At 39.3% G+C, this 24,942-nt stretch carries 18 protein-coding genes; 15 read left to right on the top strand and 3 right to left on the bottom strand.

Going from position 1 to position 24,942, the window contains the following annotated elements:
* Window positions 1–670 precede the first annotated feature (670 nt).
* The gene (locus ACRD69_RS12750; RefSeq protein ID WP_430815482.1) at window positions 671–2,986 is read left to right on the top strand and encodes a GH92 family glycosyl hydrolase; all 2,316 of its coding nucleotides are present in this window, start codon (window positions 671–673) and stop codon (window positions 2,984–2,986) included.
* Window positions 2,987–3,027: 41 nt separating this feature from the next.
* Here ACRD69_RS12750 and ACRD69_RS12745 read toward each other — a convergent pair whose 3' ends face one another.
* Window positions 3,028–3,657, bottom strand: coding sequence for an NAD(P)H-dependent oxidoreductase (locus tag ACRD69_RS12745; RefSeq protein ID WP_430815481.1), 630 nt, complete (start codon window positions 3,655–3,657; stop codon window positions 3,028–3,030).
* A 126-nt stretch (window positions 3,658–3,783) separates the two neighbouring features.
* Between ACRD69_RS12745 and ACRD69_RS12740 the strand changes: the two genes are divergently transcribed.
* Entirely contained in the window at window positions 3,784–7,140 is a 3,357-nt protein-coding gene (locus ACRD69_RS12740; RefSeq protein ID WP_430815480.1) for a ligand-binding sensor domain-containing protein, read from the top strand.
* Here ACRD69_RS12740 and ACRD69_RS12735 read toward each other — a convergent pair.
* Complete coding sequence (locus ACRD69_RS12735; protein ID WP_430815479.1) at window positions 7,137–7,625, bottom strand: Lrp/AsnC family transcriptional regulator; 489 nt, start codon at window positions 7,623–7,625, stop codon at window positions 7,137–7,139. The two genes, ACRD69_RS12740 and ACRD69_RS12735, sit on opposite strands and share 4 nt — an antisense overlap.
* A gap of 127 nt (window positions 7,626–7,752) precedes the next feature.
* On the opposite strand from ACRD69_RS12735, the gene ACRD69_RS12730 reads away from it, so the two are divergent.
* The 10 genes from ACRD69_RS12730 to ACRD69_RS12685 all read left to right on the top strand — a co-directional run bounded on the left by ACRD69_RS12730 (window position 7,753) and on the right by ACRD69_RS12685 (window position 18,463).
* A complete protein-coding gene (locus ACRD69_RS12730) occupies window positions 7,753–9,027 on the top strand; it encodes a cystathionine gamma-synthase family protein (RefSeq protein ID WP_430815478.1) in 1,275 nt (424 codons plus the stop codon).
* Between the two features lie 631 nt (window positions 9,028–9,658).
* On the top strand, window positions 9,659–11,434 hold the full coding sequence (locus tag ACRD69_RS12725) for a V-type ATP synthase subunit A (protein WP_430815477.1): 1,776 nt from the start codon (window positions 9,659–9,661) through the stop codon (window positions 11,432–11,434).
* Window positions 11,431–12,741, top strand: coding sequence for a V-type ATP synthase subunit B (locus ACRD69_RS12720; RefSeq protein WP_430815476.1), 1,311 nt, complete (start codon window positions 11,431–11,433; stop codon window positions 12,739–12,741). The genes ACRD69_RS12725 and ACRD69_RS12720 overlap by 4 nt, the downstream gene beginning before the upstream one ends.
* Window positions 12,742–12,857: 116 nt before the next feature.
* Entirely contained in the window at window positions 12,858–13,472 is a 615-nt protein-coding gene (locus ACRD69_RS12715; protein ID WP_430815475.1) for a hypothetical protein, read from the top strand.
* Between the two features lie 2 nt (window positions 13,473–13,474).
* Window positions 13,475–13,978, top strand: coding sequence for a DUF2764 family protein (locus ACRD69_RS12710; protein ID WP_430815474.1), 504 nt, complete (start codon window positions 13,475–13,477; stop codon window positions 13,976–13,978).
* Window positions 13,978–14,586 carry a V-type ATP synthase subunit D gene (locus ACRD69_RS12705; protein WP_430815473.1) on the top strand — a complete coding sequence of 203 codons (609 nt, stop codon included), beginning with the start codon at window positions 13,978–13,980 and terminating at the stop codon, window positions 14,584–14,586. The genes ACRD69_RS12710 and ACRD69_RS12705 overlap by 1 nt, the downstream gene beginning before the upstream one ends.
* A gap of 8 nt (window positions 14,587–14,594) precedes the next feature.
* The gene (locus ACRD69_RS12700) at window positions 14,595–16,403 is read left to right on the top strand and encodes a V-type ATP synthase subunit I (protein WP_430815472.1); all 1,809 of its coding nucleotides are present in this window, start codon (window positions 14,595–14,597) and stop codon (window positions 16,401–16,403) included.
* Between the two features lie 22 nt (window positions 16,404–16,425).
* The gene (locus ACRD69_RS12695; protein ID WP_430815471.1) at window positions 16,426–16,884 is read left to right on the top strand and encodes a hypothetical protein; all 459 of its coding nucleotides are present in this window, start codon (window positions 16,426–16,428) and stop codon (window positions 16,882–16,884) included.
* A 133-nt stretch (window positions 16,885–17,017) separates the two neighbouring features.
* Window positions 17,018–17,377, top strand: a complete 360-nt coding sequence (locus ACRD69_RS12690; RefSeq protein WP_430815470.1) for a hypothetical protein — start codon at window positions 17,018–17,020, stop codon at window positions 17,375–17,377.
* Window positions 17,378–17,650: 273 nt separating this feature from the next.
* The gene (locus ACRD69_RS12685; protein ID WP_430815469.1) at window positions 17,651–18,463 is read left to right on the top strand and encodes a universal stress protein; all 813 of its coding nucleotides are present in this window, start codon (window positions 17,651–17,653) and stop codon (window positions 18,461–18,463) included.
* A gap of 48 nt (window positions 18,464–18,511) precedes the next feature.
* Here the strand turns inward: ACRD69_RS12685 and ACRD69_RS12680 are convergent, their stop codons facing one another.
* On the bottom strand, window positions 18,512–20,047 hold the full coding sequence (locus ACRD69_RS12680) for a peptide MFS transporter (RefSeq protein ID WP_430815468.1): 1,536 nt from the start codon (window positions 20,045–20,047) through the stop codon (window positions 18,512–18,514).
* A 359-nt stretch (window positions 20,048–20,406) separates the two neighbouring features.
* Between ACRD69_RS12680 and ACRD69_RS12675 the strand changes: the two genes are divergently transcribed.
* The 3 genes from ACRD69_RS12675 to ACRD69_RS12665 all read left to right on the top strand — a co-directional run bounded on the left by ACRD69_RS12675 (window position 20,407) and on the right by ACRD69_RS12665 (window position 24,940).
* The gene (locus ACRD69_RS12675) at window positions 20,407–21,915 is read left to right on the top strand and encodes an NAD(P)H-hydrate dehydratase (protein ID WP_430815467.1); all 1,509 of its coding nucleotides are present in this window, start codon (window positions 20,407–20,409) and stop codon (window positions 21,913–21,915) included.
* A gap of 332 nt (window positions 21,916–22,247) precedes the next feature.
* Window positions 22,248–23,348 (top strand): DUF4831 family protein, encoded by a 1,101-nt coding sequence (locus ACRD69_RS12670; RefSeq protein WP_430815466.1) that lies wholly within the window; start codon window positions 22,248–22,250, stop codon window positions 23,346–23,348.
* 128 nt (window positions 23,349–23,476) lie between these two features.
* Window positions 23,477–24,940 (top strand): aminoacyl-histidine dipeptidase, encoded by a 1,464-nt coding sequence (locus ACRD69_RS12665; protein ID WP_430815465.1) that lies wholly within the window; start codon window positions 23,477–23,479, stop codon window positions 24,938–24,940.
* Window positions 24,941–24,942 lie beyond the last annotated feature (2 nt).

The following is a 24,942-nucleotide window of genomic DNA, read 5'->3' as shown; positions in this document are numbered from 1 at the left end:
TTTCCGTTGCATAAGCCTCTTGTTTATTAATTAGACACTTGTTACTTTATCTAATTTACGACACAATAGAGGCTTATGTGTTTCTTATTACAAACATACAGCCTTTTTGTAAGGAGGAGAGCTGATTTACATGATGCATAGATCTATACGTTTATAAAACTTCTTTTCGAACACAATTGGGCAACGCCCCAAGCACATATATACAAATGACAATCCAGGCTGTAGGTCTGGAACATTTATAATACGCTTATCCATAAACTATGGGACCATCTTAATCGCGACTTTATGTCCATCTGATATTTATCTTATGTACAAGCTCGACGTATTATGTCGATAGAAAAGAAACTGGTAACTCTATTAATAGCCTGAATTAGCAACTGTTGTTGCAGGGGTTATACTTAATTTTTCACCCCAGAGTTTCTCTACACTTTGCTAAGGGCCATTATGAACCAGGCTTACAGCATTCCATTTATTGATTGGCCTATCTATTGATTCGTCGAATTGTTGATGACAATAGCTAATGGCACTTTATGAATCTGGTAAACCAGGACGGTGGATATATGTTTTTACTAAGGTCTCATTTGTTCTTTGACTTATTATTTAGGATGTTATAGTTGTCAGGTCTCGAAAAAGCTATGTAATTTGCAATAAAATTGTGAATACGAAAGCTATGATGAGATTAGGAAAACACACAACATTTTTATTATTTGCTTTACTATTGGTATGCTCATGTACCAGTACTACAACGACAAGCAATTGTAATGTAGTTGAGGACCCTGTGGAATATGTCAACACCTTGATGGGTACCGATTCAGAGTTTGCCCTGTCCAATGGGAATACCTACCCTGCAGTTGCTACCCCGTGGGGTATGAATTTCTGGACACCACAAACCAATAAGATGGGTGATGGTTGGGCCTATCAATATGACGCTCATAAAATACGGGGTATAAAGCAAACCCATCAACCAAGTCCATGGATCAACGACTATGCAGCGTTTAGTTTAATGGCTGTAACAGGTGATCTAAAGTTCAAAGAAGAAGAACGGGCAAGCTGGTTTTCACACAAGGCTGAGACTGCAAAGCCACACTATTACCAGGTTTACCTGGCTGATTATGATGTGAATGTAGAGGTGTCGCCGACAGAAAGGGCCGCACAGTTTCGATTTACATTTCCTGAGAATGAGGAGAGCTACGTGTTGGTAGATGGATTTCATCAAGGCTCGTACGTTAAAGTACTGCCAGAGGAACGAAAACTTATCGGCTATTGTCGTAATAATTCAGGGGGTGTACCCGATAACTTTCATAATTACTTTGTAATTGAATTTGATAAGGAGATTACTGCTGTTAAAACCTGGAATAAAGGTGAGCTTATTGAAGCAGCAGAACAGGAAGGTTATCATGTAGGTGCTGTTTTGCAGTTTAACACATCAAGGGGCGAACAGGTACATGCTAAGGTTGCCTCCTCGTTTATTAGTTATGAACAGGCGCAGTTAAACCTGGACAGAGAAATAGGTGAAGATGATTTCGAGACCACCAGGAAGAAAGCCTACAATGCATGGAGAACTGAGCTGGATAAAATTAAAGTTGAAGGCGGTACTATTGATCAGCAACGTATATTCTATTCTACATTATATCGTGTATTACTATTCCCACGTAAGTTTTTCGAATATGATCAAAATAACAAGGTTGTACATTATAGTCCTTATAATGGTGAAGTGCTACCTGGTTATATGTTTACCGATAATGGATTCTGGGATACTTTCAGGGCTGTATTCCCATTCTTTACTATAATGTATCCAGAATTGAATAATCAGATAATGGAGGGGCTGGTTAATACCTATAAAGAGAGTGGCTGGTTGCCGGAATGGGCAAGTCCGGGACACCGCGGTTGTATGATTGGTTCTAATTCGGCTGTTAATATTGCCGATGCCTACTTAAAAGGTATGCGCGACTATGATATTGAAACCTTATACGAAGCCATTATTAAAAATACCAATGGTTATATGGAAGAAATAACATCAGTTGGACGTTACGGAGCTTCATACTATAATGAGTTGGGTTATGTTCCCTATGATGTAGGTATTCATGAAAATGCAGCGCGTACACTGGAATATGCTTTTGCAGACTACAATATATATAAACTGGCAAAGGCCTTGAATAAGCCCCAGGAAGAAATTGATCTGTTTGCTAAGAGGGCACAAAATTATAAGAATCTGTTTTGCCCAGATAATTTGTTGATGCGTGGAAAAAATGCTGATGGCACATTTCAGAAACCATTTAGCGAATTTAAGTGGGGTGGTGCTTTTACGGAAGGAAACAGCTGGCATTACACATGGTCTGTATTTCACGATATCGAAGGCTTAAAACAACTGATGGGTGGTAATGAAGCTTTTGTAAGTCAGTTAGACAAAGTATTTGAACTTCCTCCGGTTTTCGATGATTCTTATTACGGCTTTCCTATTCATGAAATACGTGAAATGCAAATAATGAATATGGGGCAATATGCACATGGGAATCAGCCAATACAGCATATGACTTATTTATACAATTATGCCGGTGAACCATGGAAGTCACAGTACTGGGTTCGTAAGGTAATGGATAAGTTATATACTCCAAATCCTGATGGATACTGCGGAGATGAAGATAATGGACAAACATCGGCATGGTATGTTTTCAGCGCCATGGGCTATTACCCTGTTTGTCCCGGTCAGGATATGTATGTATTCGGAAGTCCGCTATTTGATAAAGTGAATGTCAGCCTTCCGAATGGCAAAAAACTGGTTATTTCAAGTGAGAATAATGGTAAATCGAATGTTTATGTTCGGGATTTGACAGTTAATGGCGCCTTATGGAATAAGAATTATATCAGTCATGATGACTTGATAAAAGGAGGTGAATTACATTTTATAATGGATTCAGAACCGAATAAAAAACGAGGCATTAAGGCTGATAGTTATCCTCCTTCAATGAGTACAGAGAATGAATAACATAAAAACGGCTTGCAAATCCTGCAAGCCGTTTTTGTTTTTTATAGTTTAATGACTAATTCATCGAGCGGTTTTCTAACCTTAGGCAATGCCTGATACTTATCATCGGCTGATCGGAAACCAACAGCTGCCATTACAACCGAAGCCAGGTTTTTTTCTTTTAATCCAAGGATGTTGTCAAATTCGTTCTTGTCAAAACCTTCCATAGGACAAGTGTCAATGCCTTCTACGGCTGCCGAAACCATTAGCTGGCCAAGAGCAATATATGCCTGCTTGGCTTGCCAGTTAATAACATCTTCCTTTGACATTTGCTTTATAAAGCCTTTCATCATCCCATCGTATTCAGCTAATGATTCAGCAGGAATGTTACGGGTTTCAGATATTCTCTGAATGAATTTATCAACATCTTTTTCAGATAGGTCAGTATTAACTGCAAACAAGATAAGTTGAGACGCATCTGTTGTTTGGGGTTGATTCCAGGCCGCTGGTTTTAACTTTTCTCTGATTGCATCGTTTTCGATAACAATAACTGAAAATGGCTGAAGACCAAATGAAGAAGGAGCAAGGTTGCTTGCTTCCAGTAATAAGTCTAACTGCTCGTTTGATAATTTCTTGGAAACGTCAAATTCCTTTGTGGCATATCGCCAATTTAATTTTTCGATTATATTCATGTTTTTTTTATTAATCAAATTGTTTTAGTCTCTAAACAATAGATATTCGGTTTTGTTTGTTCGGAAATTCAATTTGTATATGAGGTAACTTTCACTACTTTTATCTGTAACTTAAACGACGTGTCCTTGAATAAATCTGGTTATATATATCGCCTGCTATCTATTAGCCTGGTTTTGCAACTTATTGTATTTGGAGCATTAGCCCAGGTAAAACAGTATACCAGCTATACCTTTTCAATTGATGAGGGCTTATCTCAGAATTCAGTCAGCTGTATTTTAAAGGACAAAAGAGGCTTTATCTGGCTGGGTACAGAAGATGGCCTAAACCGGTTTGATGGTATAGATGTAACTGTTTTTTCTACTGATGATGGTCCTAAAGCCGGTATCTTAAACAATACAATCAATTGTATACTCGAAGACCGGGTAAAGGATTTAATATATATTGGCACCAATGGTGGTGGCTTAAGTATTTTTGATCCACATACAGAATTATTCACCCATTTTACTTATCAGGAAGGAAAAAACGGCATATTGTCAAACTTTATTTATGACCTGTGCTTTGATGATGAGGGTAATGTAGTTATAGCAACAGCCTACGGCATCAGTATTTATGATTCTAAAAAACAGAGCTTTAGTAATTTTGAGGTCAGTGAGGACAGTGAAGGGGCTTTCCCGTATATAGTGCCAACAGCTGTGTTGGCAGGAGAAGAGAATACGATATGGGTTGGAACCTATGGTAGAGGCTTAGTTGAACTTAATACACACCAAAGAACGTATAAGCAATGGCCTGTCGCACAATCTACATCACAATCGGATAATAGCAATATCGTTGAAGAGTTGGAGTTTAACCCGGTAAATAACAGGCTTCTGCTGGCAACAGATGATGGTTTTTATGAGTTTGATCCTGTTACCGGTAATTATGAGTTATTGCATTTTAATAATGTAAAAGTAAGCGATATAGCTTTTGATAGAAGGGGAGGCTTATGGTTAAGTAGCGGACTTAGTGGTTTATTGCATGTATCCGCCACTGGTAAAGTAGAACATTTTAAGAACAATCAATTCGATATTCACTCCTTACAAGAGAACTATATCCGTTGTCTTTTTATTGATGAAGAGGATAATTTATGGATCGGAACTAAAAGTAGTGGACTTATCCATAAGAATATTTCAAGTACCCGTTTTCTGCACTATTATCAGACAAAGGATGCACAAGGGATCAATGGAAAATCAGTTTATGCATTGAACAAGGATGATAATAACAAAATATGGATAGGAACCATGAAAGGTCTTTCTGTCTGGAATCCGCTTAATGGTGAAATAAGAAAATACTTACCTTTTCAGGAAGATGTAAATTTGTCAGTCTGGACCATATTTAATGATGGAGATGATTTATGGATCGGTACTTCAAAAGGTCTGGTGAAACACAATAAGGAAAAGAAGAATAATGTTATTTATAAGTATTCTGAGGATAATACGATATCAATTCCCGATGATGAAGTATTTGCTATAGAAAAAGACACAGATGCTTATTTATGGATTGGAACTGCTTTCGGATTAGCCAGACTTGACCTGAAAACGGACCAGATCAAACGTTACTTATTTCAGCTGAGAAACGGATCTGAGGTTCCTGTAACGATTTGGGATATTCATAAAGATAAGGCAGGGAGATTGTGGATTTGTACACCCAATGGCATTAATATTTACAATCCCGATACAGATACTTTCGAATTTGCTTTTACCGATGATGAAGGAGAGTCAGGCCTGAGTAATGCAGGGGTACATGCTACCTGTGAAGATAGTCAGGGGCGACTTTGGTTTGCAACAGATAAAGGCATCTGTCAGGTCGATAGTTCTTTTAAAGTGAACAGACGATTTGGCTTAAGCGAAGGAATGGCAAACGCATATTGCTATCAAATTCTGGAACGTAACAATAATTTATGGGTTAGCACCAATAAAGGCATCTCACAAATAAATCTTGGAACAGGGAAGGTGTATAACTTTGATGTAGATGATGGACTGCAGAGTAATGAATTTAATTCTGCTTCAGAACAACTTGATGATGGAAGCTTTTTATTTGGTGGAATAAATGGTTTTAATGTTTTTCATCCTGATAGTATACGGCAATCAACATTTGTACCGCCTCTGTTTTTTACCTCTTTAGAGCTGTATGGCCAACCTGTTTCAGTCAGGGATTCTACCAATGTTGATATGGTCATACATACCTCAATACTCAATGCTGGTACTGTTTATTTTAAACCCAATGAGCGCTTCTTTACCCTTAATTTTGCCGCTTTGGATTATCAGAATCCAGGAGAGATCGAATATTTCTACAGGATGTTGCCAAATTCTGAAGAGTGGATTCCTTTGAATAAAAAACGCAATCTTACTTTCATTGATTTAAATCCGGGCAAATACCTCTTACAGGTACGATCAACCAATGGAGAAGGCTATTTATGTGATAATATAAAAAGCCTGAACCTGGTTTTAAAACCACCATTCTGGCAAAGAACCTGGTTTATCGTTTTGTGTGTTGGTTTATGCCTTATTCTGGTCTATATTGTGGGACTCCTTTACCATAGCCGGGTTCAAAAAGATAAGGAGGTACTTGAGCAAAGAGTTAGTATAAGAACGAAAGAAATTCAACTGCAGCGAAACATAGCTCATCGCCAGCGTGATGAGATTATCAGGCAGAAAGAGGAGTTGGAAAGCTTTGCAAAGAACCTGGAAAAGCTGGTGGATGAACGAACCGGGGAGTTAAAACTTGCCAAAGAAGCGGCTGAAGAATCGGACCGTTTAAAGTCGGCATTTTTATCTAATATGAGTCATGAGATCCGGACACCGATGAATGCCATTATGGGTTTTTCTGAGTTATTACTTGACAGTTCTTTTTCCAACGATGAGAAAGATGATTTTGCTAATTTAATCCGGACGAATGGCGACAATTTACTGCATCTCTTAAATGATATCATTGATATTTCGATGATTGAGTCGGGGCAGTTGAAGATTATCTTCAAAACACTGGATGCTAAAAGCCTCGTTAAAGAAGTCTTTGAGTCATTTTATACTTCAAAAATATTAAAGGAAAAGCCAAATCTTAAGATTGAGCTGCATTGCCCTGAAGAACCTGTTACAGTCTATTCTGATAATTTCAGGCTCCGGCAGATACTCAATAATTTAATCAGCAATGCTATTAAATTTACGGCTTCAGGCTATGTTAAGGTATCACTGGTTAAGGAAGGAAGCTTCGCGCGCTTCAGTGTTGAAGATAGTGGTATTGGTATAAGCAAAGAGCATCAATCACGTATTTTTGATCGCTTTTTAAAAGTGGAAAACAATACCGCAGACCTTTATGCAGGCAATGGGCTTGGACTTACAATTACCAAGAACCTGGTTGAGCTTTTAAATGGCAGGATTGATTTGGAGTCAGAGCCTGGTGTCGGCACAAAATTCTTTTTTTACCTGCCTTTAGATCTTAACAATTAATCAAGGTGCAGCTCTGTACCGGACTTTATTTCACGCATCACAAATGAGCTTTGAACATTTCCCACATTGTCTACCGACGCCAACTTATTGTATATGAAATTGTGATAAGTGTCCATGTTTTGAGTGATGACTTTTAAGGTATAATCAAACATACCGGCGATGTGATGGCATTCAATTACCTCGGGCAGTTTTGCTATGGCTTCTTCAAACTCATGTATCACATCATGCGAATGCTGCTTAAGCGAAACATTGCAAAATGCGACCAGCTCCTTGCCAACTCTTTCTTTGTTAATTATGGCAACGTATTTTTCTATAACACCGGTTCGTTCCAAACGTTTAATCCTCTCAAATACCGGGGTAGTCGATAAATTAAGATGGTGGGCCAGCTGTTTTGTCGTCATTTTAGCATTTTGCTGAAGTAGTTTTAATAAGCGTTTGTCAGTGTCATCAAGGTTGATTGGAGAATATTTTTCTGTTGGGGGCATATCTGTATCTCTTTATATTGTAATAATTCTTCAAAAATAATATAAAGCAGAATAAAACACCAATATAAAAAGCAAACATGGTTAAATAAACTGCTATGTACTAAATTTGTTAAAAAATATTTCGACGATGGATAAGAAGATGAAACCAGAAAGTTTGATGATGTCACATGCTTATGATGCACACGCACATCAGGGTGCAGTAAAAAGTCCCATTTTTCAAACTTCAACATACTGCTTCAATTCAGCAGAAGAGGGGAAGGCGTTCTTCGAATTAGCCTATGGTCTAAGAGAAAAAGAAGAAGGCGAAGAAATGGGAATGATCTATTCTCGTTTGAACCATCCGAATATGGACATATTGGAGAAACGACTGGCACTTTGGGATGAAGCAGATGGAGCAGCATTCTTTTCCAGTGGTATGGGAGCTATCTCAACAACAGTTTTTTCATTTGTAAAGCCAGGAGATATTTTATTGTATTCGGGTCCCGTATATGGAGGAACCGATCACTTTTTTAATCATGTTCTACCAGAATTTAATATTGGTGTTGTAAGTTTTGTAAAAGGGGAAGGCGAAGACGTGATCATCGAGCGCGTTGAAAAAGCTTATCCCGGACGCAGACCATCAATGGTTTACGTAGAAACTCCTGGTAATCCTACCAACTCTATTATAGACATGGAGATGGTGTCAAGAGTTGCGAAGTATTTTAGTACAGCAGATAAAAAATGCGTTTACGCAGTTGATAATACCTTTTTAGGTCCTGTTTTCCAACACCCAATGCAGTTTGGTGCGGATATCGTCATTTATTCGGCAACAAAATTTATTGGTGGACACAGTGATGTTATTGCCGGTGCTGTAACAGGCCCTGCTGACTTGATCGGACAAATCAAAGGAATGCGCACATTTTTTGGAAGTCAGTTAGATCCTAATTCGAGCTGGTTGTTACAAAGAAGTTTGGAAACAATCAAAGTACGTATGGAAGAGCAGGCAAGAAGTGCGCGTGTTGTAGCCGATTACCTGAAGGACCATCCGATGGTAGATAAGATACACTATCTTGGATTGTTGGATGATGAGCCTGAATTAAAAGATATTTTTGACCGTCAGTGTTTATCAGCAGGATCAATGATAGCATTTGATATTGCGGGCGGAGAAAAAGAAGCATTTTTATTCCTGAACAATCTTAAATTGTTTAAATTAGCTGTAAGTCTTGGGTCAACAGAAAGTTTAGCCCAGCACCCGGCAACAATGACACACGTTGATGTGTCGGAAGAAGACAGGGCGAAATTGGGTATTTCTCCTGCCTTAGTTAGATTGAGTATTGGACTTGAAAATCCTCAGGATTTGATAGAACAGATAGAAAACGCCTTCCAAGTGGTTAAGAAGGCGCAAAGTTCGGCCATTTGCTAGCATTTGGCTTGAATTTGGTTTTTATGGTTAATGTTTTGCTAAGCCGTCCTGTGGTGGGACGGCTTTTTTTATGTTCATTTTTATGGTACAAGGCCTGTTGTAAGCCTTTGGAATAGTCATGATTAAGCGATTGTAGGTAATGCTTGATGGTTTTTGTTCAATAGTCCACCCTTATTAAAGAATTAAAACTCCGAATATGCAATAAGTCATCTTTTTAAATTCGTAACTTCTTAATGTTATTTTATTCAAAAATTGTTAGTGTTCATTCATTAATACTTCCATTTAATTGATTAATTATTTACATTCGTTATACCTTTTAACTATCACTATTTTCCTCCTTATAATCTATCTAAATTAATATCGTTTACGTGTCAAAAAAACTTATATTTGATTTCTAAAAAAATGTTAATTAGTTGAAGCGAAGTATTGATCTCAGGCATTATGCACATTGATTTTTCGTATTCACAAACAGATATGCAGACAGGAAAAGGGATGTTATAAAAAAGAGCTCAGATAATGCGTTAAATATCAATTAGGTTGAACAAACATATTAAGGCTGAATTATTGAATGCTTTTAATTAGTAATGGGGAGTTGGCAGGTAGTTTTCTTGCTGGCTTTAAAATATAAATTATGAACGATATCAATAAAAAGAGGACAGGGAACCTGATTTCCATCCAGGATTCGTTGGTGAAAGCCCGATTCTTTGATGATGTGATAATGGGTGAAACTGCTGAGATTTCCGTTGATGGAAAGTTCCTCCAGGCGGAGGTTTTGCAGATACTGCCTGATCCGAAGAATGCCGATGCAGGTATTGTGGAAATGCAGGTTTTTGAAGATTTAACTGGTGCCAAAATTGGTGACGAAGTAGTGTTTAAGGGCACTCCTTTATCGGTTTTGTTAGGACCTGGATTGTTAACCAGTGTATGGGACGGTCTTCAAAATCCCTTGTATAAGCTGAGCGAAGAAGACGCTTATTTGAAACCAGGAATGAATGCTCCATCGCTTGACGAGGAAATTTTATGGGATTTCACACCAAGTGTAAAACCGGGCGATACGGTTGCCGGGGGAGATGTTATTGGATCAGTACCTGAAGGCAAGGTGGATCATAAGATATTGGTACCTTTTACTTTCGGGCCTTGTACAGTTGAAAGTATAATTGATAAAAGTTCGGTAAATATTACGCAACAAGTTGCTGTTGTAACTGATGAGTTAGGTAATAAACACGAACTTAAACTGGTTTTTCGTCATGCAGTAAAATCACCTATTCCATTTAAAGAAAGAGCAATACCAAGCAAGCCTATTTCAACAGGGACACGTGTTATTGACTTGTTAGCACCTGTTGGTTATGGCGGAACTGTTGGTAATCCAGGGCCTTTCGGAGCTGGTAAAACAGTGTTACAGCACTCTTTATGTAAATATGCTGTTGCCGATATTATGATTATGGCTGCTTGTGGTGAGCGTGCAGGTGAGGCCGTAGAGGTATTTAAGGAATTTGCAGAATTGGAAGATCCTACCACAGGAGAATCTCTGATGAAGCGTATGTGTATATTCGGTAACACCAGTTCGATGCCGGTGGCAGCACGTGAGGCATCGGTGTTTATTGCCTTAACCGTTGGAGAATATTATAGATACCAGGGTAAAAAGGTGGTAATGTTAGCTGATTCAACTTCACGCTGGGCACAGGCCTTACGTGAGCGAAGCGGGCGTCAGGGTGACATACCAGGGCCGGAAGCCTTCCCAATGGATATTCCTGATCAGATCAAAGGTATGTACCAGCGTGCCGGTGAAGACCTTGGTACTGGTGGTTCACTTACTTTTATTGGAACGGTATCGCCTGCCGGAGGTAACTTCCAGGAGCCTGTAACGCAAGCTACCATGGATGCGACCGGAGGTTTCTGGGGATTGTCACAGGACCGTGCTGATGCAAAAAAATATCCTGCTATTGATCCTTTGGTATATACCACCTCTGTATACGATGGTTTTGTATCATGGAAAGACCGTCAACGAATGTTGAGAACACTTAATGAAGCCAATGATATTGATCAAACTATCAGTACAATTGGTTTGAAGAAGGTGCCTGTTTCAAACTATATCCAGTTCCAGAAAGGTTTGACTATTGACTTCTGCGTAATGCAGCAAGACGCGTTTGATAAAATTGATGCTTGTACACGTCCTGAACGACTGGATGTTATTAATAAGGCTGTTCAAAATCTGATTGACAGTGAAATTGCTTTTGAAGCCGGCGATATGGATGATGAGCAATTAAAAGAAATGATTAAGAGCAAGTTTGATGAATTGCGTCAATGGTGGAAGGATTGGAATTACTCTGCTACTGCCGATGAGCAATTAGCTCAGTTACCAAATGCAGTTGATAAATTTATTTTACAGGAGGAATACGCCGTATGATAAGAAAAGAAATAAATAAAATTAGCGAAGTAGGTAAAGCTCTTATCTCAGTTGAGGGCAACCCGGGAGTTGCTCTTAACCATGTGGTTGAATTGCTGGAGGCAGACACGGGCCAAAGCTTATCGTTTGCTAAAGCAATCAATATTACTGAAGATACAACACGTTTTCAGGTTTTTAACGGAACCACAGGATTGAGTACACGTACCAAAATACGTATGCATGAAGTTCCTCTGACTGCAGGCTTTTCCAACAAAATGTTAGGACGTAGTTTTGATGGTTCGGGTGAAGTTGCTGATGGCGGACCGGAAGTTATCTTCGAAAAAGAAGTATCAACACGATTAGATACGCTTAATCCGACTGTAAGAAATGTACCTAAGCAGGCATTGTGGACTGGTATTCCAATGATTGATGTATTTAATACATTGGTGAAATCTCAAAAGATTCCAATCTTCGCCGGTCCTACAGAGCCATATAACCGATTATTGTCACAGATTGCACAGGGAGCTCAGGCTGATGTTATCATCTTTGCCGGTATCGGATTGAAGTTTGACGAGTACCAGTACTTTAAAGACCAGTTGTCACAATCTGGTAATATTGATAAAACAATCATGTTTACTCACCTGGCTGGTGATTCGCAGATCAAAGGGTTAATGTTACCTGATGTTGCATTAAGTGTAGCGCGCGAGTTTGGTGACCAGGGAAAAGATGTTTTGGTGCTGTTAACCGACATGACAAACTGGTCAAATATTTTACGTAATGTGGCCAACTACCAGGATATGATCCCTTCACTTCAGGGGTATCCGGGTTCATTATATTCAGAGTTAGCTAAGCGTTACGAGGTGGCAGCCGACATTGAAGGAGCGGGTTCAATTACAATTATTGGAGCGACTACACTCGAGTCTTTGGAAGATCCAGTGCCTGATAACACAGGTTATATTACCGAAGGACAGTTTTTCCTTGAAAATGGTAAGCTTAAATTAGCCCGTTCATTGTCGCGTTTAAAGCAAGGGGTTAATGGAAAAACCCGAAGTGACCACCGTGCTATCATGACAGCAATGGCTTCATTATTGGCAGATGCTGAAAAAGCACATGAGGCATCGGAGGTAGGTGCTGCAAACGACCCATATTCGCAGAAATTATTACGTTACCGAACCGATTTTATCGACAACATTGAAGAACCATTTGGTGAGCCAATTGAGCTCGAAGCGGCTCTTGATAAATGTTGGGCTATTCTTAAGCGCCATTTCGATCCTACAGAAACTGGCCTCAGTAAAAAACTGATTGAAGAATATTGGGATAAGAATTAATCGCTTATCTATTAAAAAAATGAAACGAACATGAATTTAACCGTTCAGAAAAAGATTTTAGAAAGGTCAAATTCATCGAGAGTTCCATCTGGTAATTGAATATTAACTTTAAACAGATGAAAGAAATGCACGATAATAAAGAAAACCTGGAAACGATAGTTTCGAAGCTTAAAGAGCAAGGCATTGATGCCGGAGAGGCAGAAAAGCAGCGCATTATTGAAGAAGCTAAGAAGCAAGCAGAGGCAATAATTTCAGAAGCTGAAGCTCAAAAGCAGACCATTATAGAAGAGGCTAATACTAAAGCTGAGCAAGCAGAAAATAATGCTCAAATGGCTTTAAAGCAAGCTTCTCGAGATATGATCGAGGCCACCAAAGTAGCCGTTCTTAAGTACATGGAGTCAATTTTTGGAGGGTTAAGCGAAAGCCTGTTTACTCAAGAGCAGTATCTGCAGGAATTGACTAAAGCAGTTGTTGCGTCGATTGAAGGTGGTAAGGCTGTGTCTGTCCCTTCTGAAACTCTTAAAGCAATGGAGGCATTTATAACTAAAGCCGGATTGAAAGATGACGTGGAGCTGAAGCCACTAGCTAATAATGATGCAAAAATTGTAGTGCAGTCGAAAGAAAGCAGCGGCGTGCAGTTTGTGTTAAGCGACAGTGATATACAGCAGGCTATGTTTGCCTTGTTAAATAAAGATTTGGTTGAGCGCATAACCCAAAACCAGGAGGCCTAAGCATGTCAAACTTGGTTTATTTAATGTGTAGTTTGCCATCGTTGAAATTTGGGCAGGTGCCTCCAATTACAATGGAGGAGTTCACCGACGATGCCAAAAGTCAGTTGTCGGCAAAGCACTTTAAAAAACTTGAACCGGTTGATATTTATCAGGCAACCGATTCAGAAGGGAAGGTGAGTCTAAAAAGTATAGCCGTTATGTTGGACGAGATGAAGGAAGACATGGCTGAACTTAGAGCGGCTAAGGCTCAAAGACGCACTCCCAGTTTAGGGCGACTTCCAATAACTGTTGTACATGCCAATCCATTGGAGCGTGAAAAGCTGATAATGAGATGGCAGTGGGAAGAACTCGACACCATTGTTGCCGGAGAATCGTTTACTTTGACAGAGGTTATGGTTTATAAACTGCGATTGCAGATTTTAAATCGTTTAAATTCTTTCGATAAGGAACGTGGCTCTGAGGTATTGGCGTCGGTTGTGAACCCGCCTAAAAAGAAGGAGGGATAATGGCAGGAGTAAAAATTAAATACACGAAAACAGAGCGCGCCCGTCAGAAAAAGATACTGAAGGTGTCACTTCGTATGCTGCCTTTGTTTGAAGCCATGGAGAAATCATTAATGTCAACAATTAATACTATTGCTGAAAGAATTGATGAGATTCGCCAGGTTATTGAAAAGAACAATCGAAAGGCCGAGCCATGGATTGCTGTAATGAGCGATTCACATGTGGATATAAAAACCTTTATTTCGGTCAATGAAGTGATCACAAAGCCTGTTGATGTGGCAGGGGTGCGTGTATATCAGTATGAAGGTGTTGATTTTAATGTAGAACCTATTGAGGATGATACACCATTATGGGTAGATGATGCAATTGGCTTAATGAAAGAGCAGTTGCAGCTAATGGCTGAAATAGACTGTTTGGAAGAGCAGATTCGTTTACTTGAAGAAGAGCTGTTAGATGTTCGTGCCCGTATTAAACTGTTTGAAAATCGCCGTATTCCAAATGCGAAAACCGCGATTCGAAAAATTGGCCAGAAACTGCAAGACGACGAGCGTCTGACAATTGCAACAGCCAAAGTGGTTAAAACCAGTCAAAAGGAAGGAGTGATGGCATGATTATAAAAATGAAAAAACTATTGCTCTTTATGGCGAATCCTACCAATGACATGGATGAGGATTTAATGGTTTTGGGTAACCTGGGCTTAATGCATATATCGCCATTTCAACCTGCAAAGGATGAGTCCATAGAGCGTGTTCAAAAACGCATTGCCGAGTTGGAGAAGGGGATTGCCATACTGGATGAATATGAAGGAACAGAAACACCTTTGGCTTCAGATGTTGCTGATTATGCAAAGGAAGAACGAGGTGAAGTGGCCTTGTTGGAGAAGATTCTGAATACTCATCAGTCAGCCAGTGAGCTTAAAAAACAGATTTCTGAGCTTACTAAGGCGCAGCAATGGTATAAGAGCTGGGGGAGTGTATCGCTTGATGACCTCCGGGTAATTAATGACAAAGGCATTTTCCTGAAGCTTTACGAAGTTCCTGAAAAGGACATAAAAAATTTCCGTAATAAGGAGAACATAAAAGTTGCAGGTCAATCTAATGGTGTTTGTCAGGTGGTGCTTATCAGTGAAGATAAAGATGCATCGCTGAATTACCACCAGGTAGAATTACCTCTTATATCGCAGCGGCAGGTTGAACTTTCCTTAAGTGAAAAGAATAGCGAGTTGACCGAGAATCAGCAGGTGTTGAGTAGCTTATGTGCTCAAAAGGACTTATTGATTGAGGCACTTGAAGAACGAAACCGTCGCTTAACCATTCGGACTGTTCAGTATGGTGGTATTGCTTATCATGATAAGGTGCGTTGCTGGGAAGGTTACATTCCTGAAGACAAAGTAAGTAATATTACAGAGGTAGCAGAACAAAACGGTTGGGGTTATGTGGTCAGAGAGCCGCGGCCTGATGAATATGATTTGGTGCCGACCTTGCTTAAAAATCCAAAGTGGACGCGTAAGATTAAACCTGTGATGAATTTTATGGGTTTGGTTCCCGGATATGATGAAATAGATGTGTCAAAAGTATTTTTGATCTTCTTTACTTTCTTCACAGGTATATTGGTTGGAGATGCGGGTTATGGACTGATCTTTTTTGCTTTAACACTTTTTGCTCACTTTAAATCAGGATTTGCAAAGAAAATTGAGTTTGGTTTGTTTTATACCCTGTCTTTTTCTGTAATGATCTGGGGTGTTCTTACCGGAACTTATTTTGGGGCAGAAACTATAGCGAATATTCCGTTTTTGAAACAATTGCAAGTGCAGCAACTGGCTAGTTTCGGAGGAGATAACCTGAGGATTCAGCAATTTATGTTCCTTATTGGAGCTGTACATTTAACCATAGGACATTTACAAAAGGGATGGAAATACATTAACAGTGTTATTCCAATCGCCCAAATCGGATGGGTTTCTATCGTTTGGGGATTGTACTTCCTGGTGAATAAAATGGTATTGGGCATTGATGCTCCTGAATTTATGCCTTGGTTATTTATCGGAGGTGCTGTCTTGGTTGCGTTGTTTTCAAGTCCTGGACAGCCATTGCTCAAGGGGATGTTATCATCTTTAGGTAATCTGCCACTGAATGTAATTAATGGTTTCTCTGATGTTATTTCATACATCCGACTGTATGCGGTTGGTTTATCAACTGTTTTGATGGCCAGTAGCTTTAATGATATGGCTATTGGTGAGGGAATCACCACTATTGCTTCAGGAGTAGGTGCAGTATTGGTTCTTGTGCTTGGACACGCCTTAAATATGACACTGGCAGCAATGGCTGTACTGGTGCATGGAGTTCGATTAAACATGTTAGAATACGCCGGACATGCCAGCGTAGAATTTTCGGGTAGTGAATACAACCCATTCAAATTAAAAAATAAGTAAAATCTAATAAAACTATAATACGATGACATTATTAACAGTAGTAAACGGATTTGGTGGTCACGCCATCGCTTTAGGAATTGCAGGAGTAGGTTCAGCAATAGGTACAGGAATTGCAGCCATGGGCGCAATGGGGCTTTGGAAGCAATCAATTAAAGATAAAAAGAAGTTACCTGCACTGGCATTGGCTATGGTAGGTATGCCTTTAAGTCAGGTGATCTATGGTATGATCTTCATGAACTCTTTAATTGGAGCTAACCTTAATCCCGATAGCTATACAAACCAAATGATCTTTGCTTTATTCGTAGGTATTGCAATTGCTGCTTCAGCCATTATGCAGGGTCGTGCAGGTGCTGCTGCTTGTTCTAACTTAGCTGTTGACGACAAACAGGGTGCTGGTATGTATATTGCTGCAATGGGGGTTATTGAAACCGTAGCGCTATTGGCAATGGTATTTGGTATGGGAGGAATTCCAGCCGCATAAGGAATAATAACATATCCATAAAATATCAAAAGAGTTGGCTATCTTTGCCAGCTCTTTTTATTTTAAATGAATAGTGGTAAGGGTCAATATGAGGCAAACAAGGGCTATTACCATCAGATTATAAACTAACTACATGAATTTAACCGGCGAGTGGCAATTTTTCGAACAATTTGAAGCGGGTTTTGACATGGGATATGCCATGTTAATGCAAGTTGGTGAAAAGATAACAGGTACATTAGTATATCGTGAATATATATATGATGAGGGCTCGTTTCTAATTTCGATTGATGTGGAGGGCGATGTTATTGATGATCGTTTAATGTTGCGCGGAGTAAGTTATGAAGTTATTGATGCGCCTTTTGCTGTTGAATATTGCCTGGATGATCGTATCGCCGAATTGTCTGATCCATACAAAATTGAGGGGCACAGTGTTGATGATCAGAATCTGGAAGGGCGTTTCTTATTACGAAGGATGGATATAACCTTGTCTTAACCTGTTAAATACCCTTATACTGAAAATAGGTTTCCTAATATTGACTAACGTGTGGTTTTAGTTGATGAATCGCCTCTATCTGTACACTAAAAATATAACCTATTATTTCTGATTTCCGTATACTAATATAGGTTGGTTTCTTATTGGGTTGGGTTGGTAATTATTATCAGGCAGCGCCAGTTGCTTTCCCGAAAATGTTCGGTAACGAGTTTTCCCTACGGCTATCCAAGCCGGTGTCGCAAGTAATATGCTGAATTCCTAAAACATTGCTTTATGAAACGGATTCTGTTATTAACTGATTTCTCTGACACTGCCAGGAATGCCGCCATGTACGCCCTCAAGATGTTCGAAAACGAAAAGGTGTATTTTGACCTTCTTAATGCTTACGATCTCGAGTTTAGCGGCAGTCCGTATATCATGCAGGTGAAAGAAGAATTGGCCGAAGAAAGTCTGAAAGGACTAAAGAATGAATTGTCCCTCTTGCATAGGCGTTTTCCTAATGCGCGCGTTGAGTTAGCTTCTCGTTTTGGTAACCTAATGGAAGTTGTTCAGAATGAAATAATTGATTTCAAACCTGAGTTAATTGTAATGGGTTGCCGTGGAGAAACTGCTCTTGAAAACTTTTTATTAGGTAGTAATGCCTATGAAGTCGTTAAGCATGTTAATGCGGCCCTTTTGGTTGTTCCGAAACATGCTAAGTTTAAAAAACCGGATAAAATTGTGTTCGCCACCGATTTAAAGGATATTAAGGTGGATGAGGTTGTTGAGCCCTTGCGCGATTTGTCACATCATTTCCATGCGGATTTAATGTTTGTTAATGTACTTGAAGATGATTACGTTAATCGCCTTGAAGCTGAGAGTAAAATTGCATCTCACTTTGAAGGTTTGAATTTAAGTTTCAACTTTATTGAAGGAGAAGATGTGAGCAATGGTATTTTAAAATTCATGGATGAAAATGATGCTGATATTGTTACGCTTGTGCGGCATAATGAGTCGTTCTTTGAGCGCTTATTCCATCCAAGTGTCACGAAAAAAATGGTTTTGCACCCAGAGCATCCAATGTTAATTCTTCATGATGAGGCATAAAAAAAAAGCGGCCCATGGGCCGCTTTTTTAGTATATGATAAGTTCAAATTACTTCGAAACTCTTTCTAACCATTTCAACATAAATAGCATTGTAAACATTGAAATGATACAAGCTACAACGAAGATTGTCCAGGTAGCCCAAATTGGAATTGATTCATAGAAAATTGCACCAATAAATAATAACTGGTTACCTAAGGCGGTTGCACCTAACCAACCACCTTGCATAATACCCTGGTATTGTGGAGGAGCTACTTTAGAAACAAATGAAATTCCAAGAGGACTGATAAATAACTCAGCCACCGTCAGAATAAAGTATGTGCCAATAAGTAACATTGGAGTTACTTTTTGTGCTAAATCAAGAGGAGTACCACCCTGGTTTGGATCGATAGAAGAGAATAAAGGTAAATCCATAGAACCTAATGTCATCACAACGAATCCTAGGGCTGCAATAAACATACCGATAGCGATTTTCTTAGGAGTCGATGGTTCCATATTACGTGAACGTAACCAACCGAAAACAGCCATTACAATAGGAGTAAGGAATACAACAAAGAATGGGTTGATAGACTGGAATAACTCCGCTCCCTGGATACTTACACTACCTAAGTTAATATTAATCATACTTAAGTCTGTGTAGTCTTTTGCAAACATGGTAAGTGTTAAACCATTCTGGTGGAATGAGAACCAGAAGAAAATAACAACTGCAAACACTGCAAATAAAGCATACAAGCGCTGTTTTACTTCTTTAGCATCCATTTGAGGTGCTTCAGCTTTAGAACCAACTTTTGCTTCTTCTTCATGTCCTCCCGGATTTGGGAAGTACTTCTTGTTGATTACATAGATCACTAAAGAAATAAGCATAGCAATAATCGCTGTGCCGAATGCATAGTGAAAACCAGTAGAGAACACACTCAGGTATTCAGTGGCGAATGCTCCAAGGTCGGTTACTGTTGAACCGTTGGCAACGTTAGCCATTTCCTGAAATTTAGTAGTTGCTTCAGCAGAAATAGTTCCATCTATATATGAGTGACATACGGCTGGAAGGTCAGCGTTGTAATTAAAGCCATTAGTGTTTAACCACCAGTTACGAACACCTACTGCAATAAAAGGAGCGAAGATGGCACCAACATTAATGAACATATAGAATAAGGAGAAACCTGAGTCACGATATTTTCCATATTCCTCATTATCATACATCTGACCAACTAATGCCTGTAAGTTTCCTTTGAATAATCCATTACCAAAAGAGATAACGAATAATGCCAAACACGTCATTACAAGAGTGAAATTGTTTGCGCCGGTTGGTATCGCAAGGAATACATAACCAAGGCCCATCACTAATAAACCGCTTAAAATGGTTCCTTTGTAGTTTCTTAATTTGTCAGCAATAAAACCACCAGCCAATGACAGGATGTAAATTAAAGCATAAAATACAGAGTAAATAAGTCCTGCATCTTTACCATTTAATCCAAACTTTGCTTGTAAAAACAGCACAAGAATGGCCATCATCGTGTAAAAACCAAAACGCTCACCCATATTGGCAAGAGCGGCAGGAATAAGTCCTTTAGGATGTTGTTTAAACATATCTATTTAATTTATAATTAGTTGTTAATTCAAAGCGAAGCAAATATATGTTTTTTTGGGTCACTTACAAATCGTAACTGTCATGCTCTGTAACAGGTTAGGTGTAATTGTATGAGCATTAGAAGTGTATGTGCTGTAATTATTTAGAAAATATTAAAAATCATCTTATTCTGGTTTAATACCTCTGAATAATCAGTTATAAGCAAAAACAGGCATTTTGAAAAAATATGTGATGGATGGCAACAGAATGTGGTAGTAAAGCAGAGTGAAAGTTGAGTAGTGACTTATCAGGAGTAAAAGTTATCATGGCACCTAAAAACTTTGTAAATTTGATAGGTGTCGAATTATAAGTGTTTCCAATGAAGATATTCCCAGTAACTCAAATCTCAACAATTGATCAATATACAATCGATAATGAACCTATATCATCAATTGACTTAATGGAAAGGGCTTCTTTGCATTTTTATAAGAAGTTCAATAGTCTGTATCCGCATGGTGATGTTTCAGTACTGGTCGGTCCGGGCAATAACGGGGGAGATGCTTTGGCTGTTGCCCGCATGCTGATCAAAGACGGCAGGGAAGTACAGATCTATTTAATTGCAGATGAGAATAAGTTAAGTATAGATGGGAAAACCAATCTTCAGAGGCTTAAACGAATTAAGGATAGTGTTTCAGTTTTTACCTCTGATGTACAGTTTAGCCAGATTAGTGAGAATGATATAATTATTGATGGCCTGTTTGGATCGGGATTAAACCGCTCCCTTTCGGGGCTGGCAAAAGGTTTGGTACAATATATTAATGCCATGGACGTGGAGGTGGTAAGTATTGATATTCCTTCAGGTTTATTCGGTGAGGATAATGCGTCAAATGACAGGGATGCTATTGTAATGGCCGACCATACCATCAGCTTTCAGTTTCCGAAGTTGGCTTTCCTGCTACCCGAAAATGAATATTACGTAGGGGAGTGGCACGTAGCAGATATTGGTCTACATCCTGAAATAATAAAAGGCACTGCATCCGACTGGTGCCATACCGAATTAAGTCATATAAAGCGCATGTTGAAGAACCATAGTCGCTTTTCACATAAGGGACACTTTGGACATGCTTTGTTACTGGCTGGTAGCTATGGAAAAATGGGAGCTGCTGTTCTGGCTTCCAAAGCCTGTTTGAAAGCAGGAGTCGGCTTATTAACAACGCACGTACCTCGCCTGGGTTACCCGATTATTCAGACAGCAGTGCCTGAAGCGATGGCTAATATTGACCGATCTGATATTTTATTATCTGAGTTCCCCGATCTATGTACCTATACTGCCATTGGAACAGGTCCGGGCATTGGTACCAAACCCAATACACAGACTGCCTTGCGTGAATTACTAGAATCACTTGATGGTAAGCCTGTTGTGCTGGATGCAGATGCTTTGAATATTTTAGCAATAGATGATGAGCTGTGGTCCTTGCTTCCTCCTAATGCAATACTTACTCCTCATCCCGGAGAGTTTGATCGGTTGGCAGGTAAAAGCAATAGCTCATATGAACGATTGCAGAAAGCCATAAAGTTCGCAAGAGATTTGGAAGTGACACTTGTATTAAAAGGAGCCTACACTGCCGTAATTGCGCCTGACGGACAGTGTTATTTTAACCCGACCGGTAACTATGGGATGGCAACTGCCGGAAGTGGTGATGTTTTAACCGGTATTCTGCTTGCACTGCTGGCACAGGGCTATCAAACACTAGAGGCTGCACGAACAGGCGTTTATTTGCATGGATTGGCTGCCGATCTGTTATTGGGAGAAACGGCAGAGGAGTCTGTTGTTGCTTCAGATATTATTTCTAATATAGGAAAAGCATACAAAACCATAAGAGGCTAGCCAACAAGCTATCACAGGCTAATCGATAGTTCTTAATTTGAATGGCCAGTCTGGCGTAAGGTAATTGTATATTAATTATCTTATGGTTTGGTATATACTTTTTCGTCATCAAGAAAACACTCCTCTCAGTTCAGTAAAAACAAGCGTTTAATTTGTACGATATTTCACTGCTCAACACGATAATTATCATCTTGGCTTTTAATTTTTTTCGTTTACCTTTGATGGTCGTCGTACTTTAATGTAAATAACGACGTTTATTGAATAACGCCTGTTGAGATATGGCTTGATTATTGCTGCAATCCGGGCTTTATTAATCATTAATAATTAAGATGATGAAGAAATTATTCCTTGCCATAAGTGCTGCTGCAATTCTGTCTTCCTGCGCAGTACAACAGCCTGTTCCCAACAAAGTAAACGTGCAGGATGTAGCACAAATGAATAATGCAACAAGCAATACTTTGGTTTATAGTTTACCTGCAACTGTTATTCGTGTGAATGTGGAAGTGGAGAAGACGATCAATAAAGTAGGACCATTTTATCGCTATTCTCAAAAAATGCTTAATGTAAGTGACGTGGTAACGGAAGACAAGGTTGAATGGAAGATTAAGTCAGTTAATATAGAAACTTTTGGTGTGCCAGATAATAGCAAGCGTTATTCGATTTCATATTCAGGTACCGCTTCAGCTCCGTTTTTGAATTTAACTTCATCGGGTGTATTAGCTGGAGTTAACAGTGATTTTAACAATGCCGAATGTTACTTAAAGAAGTTTACGGCAGCTGATTTGCCAGGTGTTGAAGATGTTAATTTCAATGATGTGGCAATGATTGAAAAGCAACTAGTCAAAACTTCAACAGCAGCCATGGCTGAAGAGACTGCCAACTACATTTATAAAATACGTAAACGTCGATTTAAAATACTGGCCAGTGATTTTGAGCAACTGCCACCCGACGGACAGTCATACGAAGTGATGGTTCGTGAATTGAACAAGCTTGAAAAAGAGCACATGGAGTTATTTGTTGGTAAAACAGAAACCTACACAATGACAAGGTCATTTGATATTTTTCCTGATAAAATGAGTACGAATAATGATGTTTTATTCCGATTCTCATCTGTCTCGGGTATAGTTGATAAAATGGATGTTAGCGGAGCACCGGTATATTTTGAGCTCGAAGCTGAAGAAGGAACTCCATTACCAGATGCTGCAGTGGTGATGGAAAAAGGCCAGGAAGTGCGTAACGGTTTATTTTATAACAGACCAGGAAAAGCAACAATTAAAATAATTGACAAAAATAAACTGATAAAAGAACAGGAAGTATACCTGGGTCAGTATGGACAGGTTGTTTCGATGCCATCGAATGTTCTGGAACAGGACAATGTAAGTATTCGTATCAACCCTAAAACAGGAGCACTTCAGAGTATTGAAAGAAAGTAATGGAGCTTAGTTTCAGGATGGACATAGTTAAGTCACCGATGTCTTAATAACAGACATTGAGTTTAACTTCACCTTTCAACGTGGTAACTAATAAACAAATTAATAATCCCTTTTTTAAACAAAGAGTTATGAATAACGAAATAGCTAAATTATCTCCCCAGGGTCTTTGGGAAAGCTTTTATAAATTAACTCAGATTCCTCGTCCTTCTAAAAAAGAAGGTAAAGCCATTGACTTTATGGAGGAGTTTGGTAAATCATTAGGTTTAGAAACAATCCGCGATGAGGTTGGTAACATCATCATCCGTAAGCCTGCTACACCAGGATATGAAGACCGTATGGGAGTTATTCTTCAGAGTCACATTGATATGGTGCCACAAAAGAATAGCGATAAAGAGCACAATTTCGAAACAGATCCTATTGAAACATATATTGAAGATGGTTGGGTGACAGCAAACGGAACAACACTGGGTGCCGATAATGGTATTGGTGTTGCTGCAGCAATGGCTGTACTTCAGTCTACAGACATGGAGCATGGTCCGGTTGAGGCATTAATCACGATGGACGAAGAAGCTGGTATGACTGGTGCTAACGGACTTAAGCCTGGTATTCTTCAGGGTGATATTTTATTAAACATGGACTCTGAAGATGAAGGTGAGTTATATGTAGGATGCGCCGGTGGGTGTGATGCCAATGTAAAATACACTTATACTGAAGAGGAAGTGCCAGCCGATTCTGTTGCTTACAAATTATCATTAACAGGATTGAAAGGTGGTCACTCGGGTATGGATATTCCACTTGGACGCGGAAATGCCAATAAATTAATGTTCCGCTTCTTAAAGTTTGCAGTTGCAAATGACGAGGCACGGCTGGCTTCTATTGATGGTGGTAGTTTACGTAATGCCATTCCTCGTGAGGCATTTGCCGTTGTGACAGTTCCTGCTACCAACGCTGATGAATTTCTTGAAAGCCTTGAAGAGTACGAAGAAATTTACAAAGCAGAATTAAGTGCTGTTGAGCCTGATTTATCATTTGTTGCTGAAAAAACTGATTTACCGGCGACTATAATTGATGAAGTAACGCAAGATGACTTAATTAACGGTGTAATTGCTGCGCCAAACGGTGTTATTCGCATGAGTAACGATATGGAGGGTTTGGTTGAAACTTCAACAAACCTGGCTATTGTTAAGTCAAACAATGGCGAAATTATTGTGCAGGCTTTAATGCGTAGTTCAGTTAATACAGCTATTGAAGCATTGGCATCCAAAATGGAAAGTGTATTCCGCCTGGCGGGTGCTGAGATTAGTTTTGGTGGTCAGTATCCGGGATGGAAGCCAAACCTGGATTCTCCAATTCTTAAGACCATGCAGGATGTTTATCAGAAGAAATGGGGTAAAGTACCTGAAATCCGAGCTATCCATGCCGGGTTGGAGTGTGGTATCTTAGGAAGTGCATACCCGCACTGGGATATGATTTCTTTTGGTCCTACGATTCGTTTCCCTCATTCACCGGATGAAAAGGTAAACATCGAGACAGTTGGTTTATTCTGGGAGTATTTGGAAGAAACACTGAAAAGTGTACCTGTTAAAAAATAAAT

The organism is Carboxylicivirga agarovorans, from assembly GCF_050589845.1.
GTDB classification, from domain to species: Bacteria; Bacteroidota; Bacteroidia; order Bacteroidales; family Marinilabiliaceae; genus Carboxylicivirga; species Carboxylicivirga agarovorans.
The sequence above is the reverse complement of the archived record's forward strand: the minus strand, read 5'-3'. Positions and strand labels throughout refer to the sequence as shown.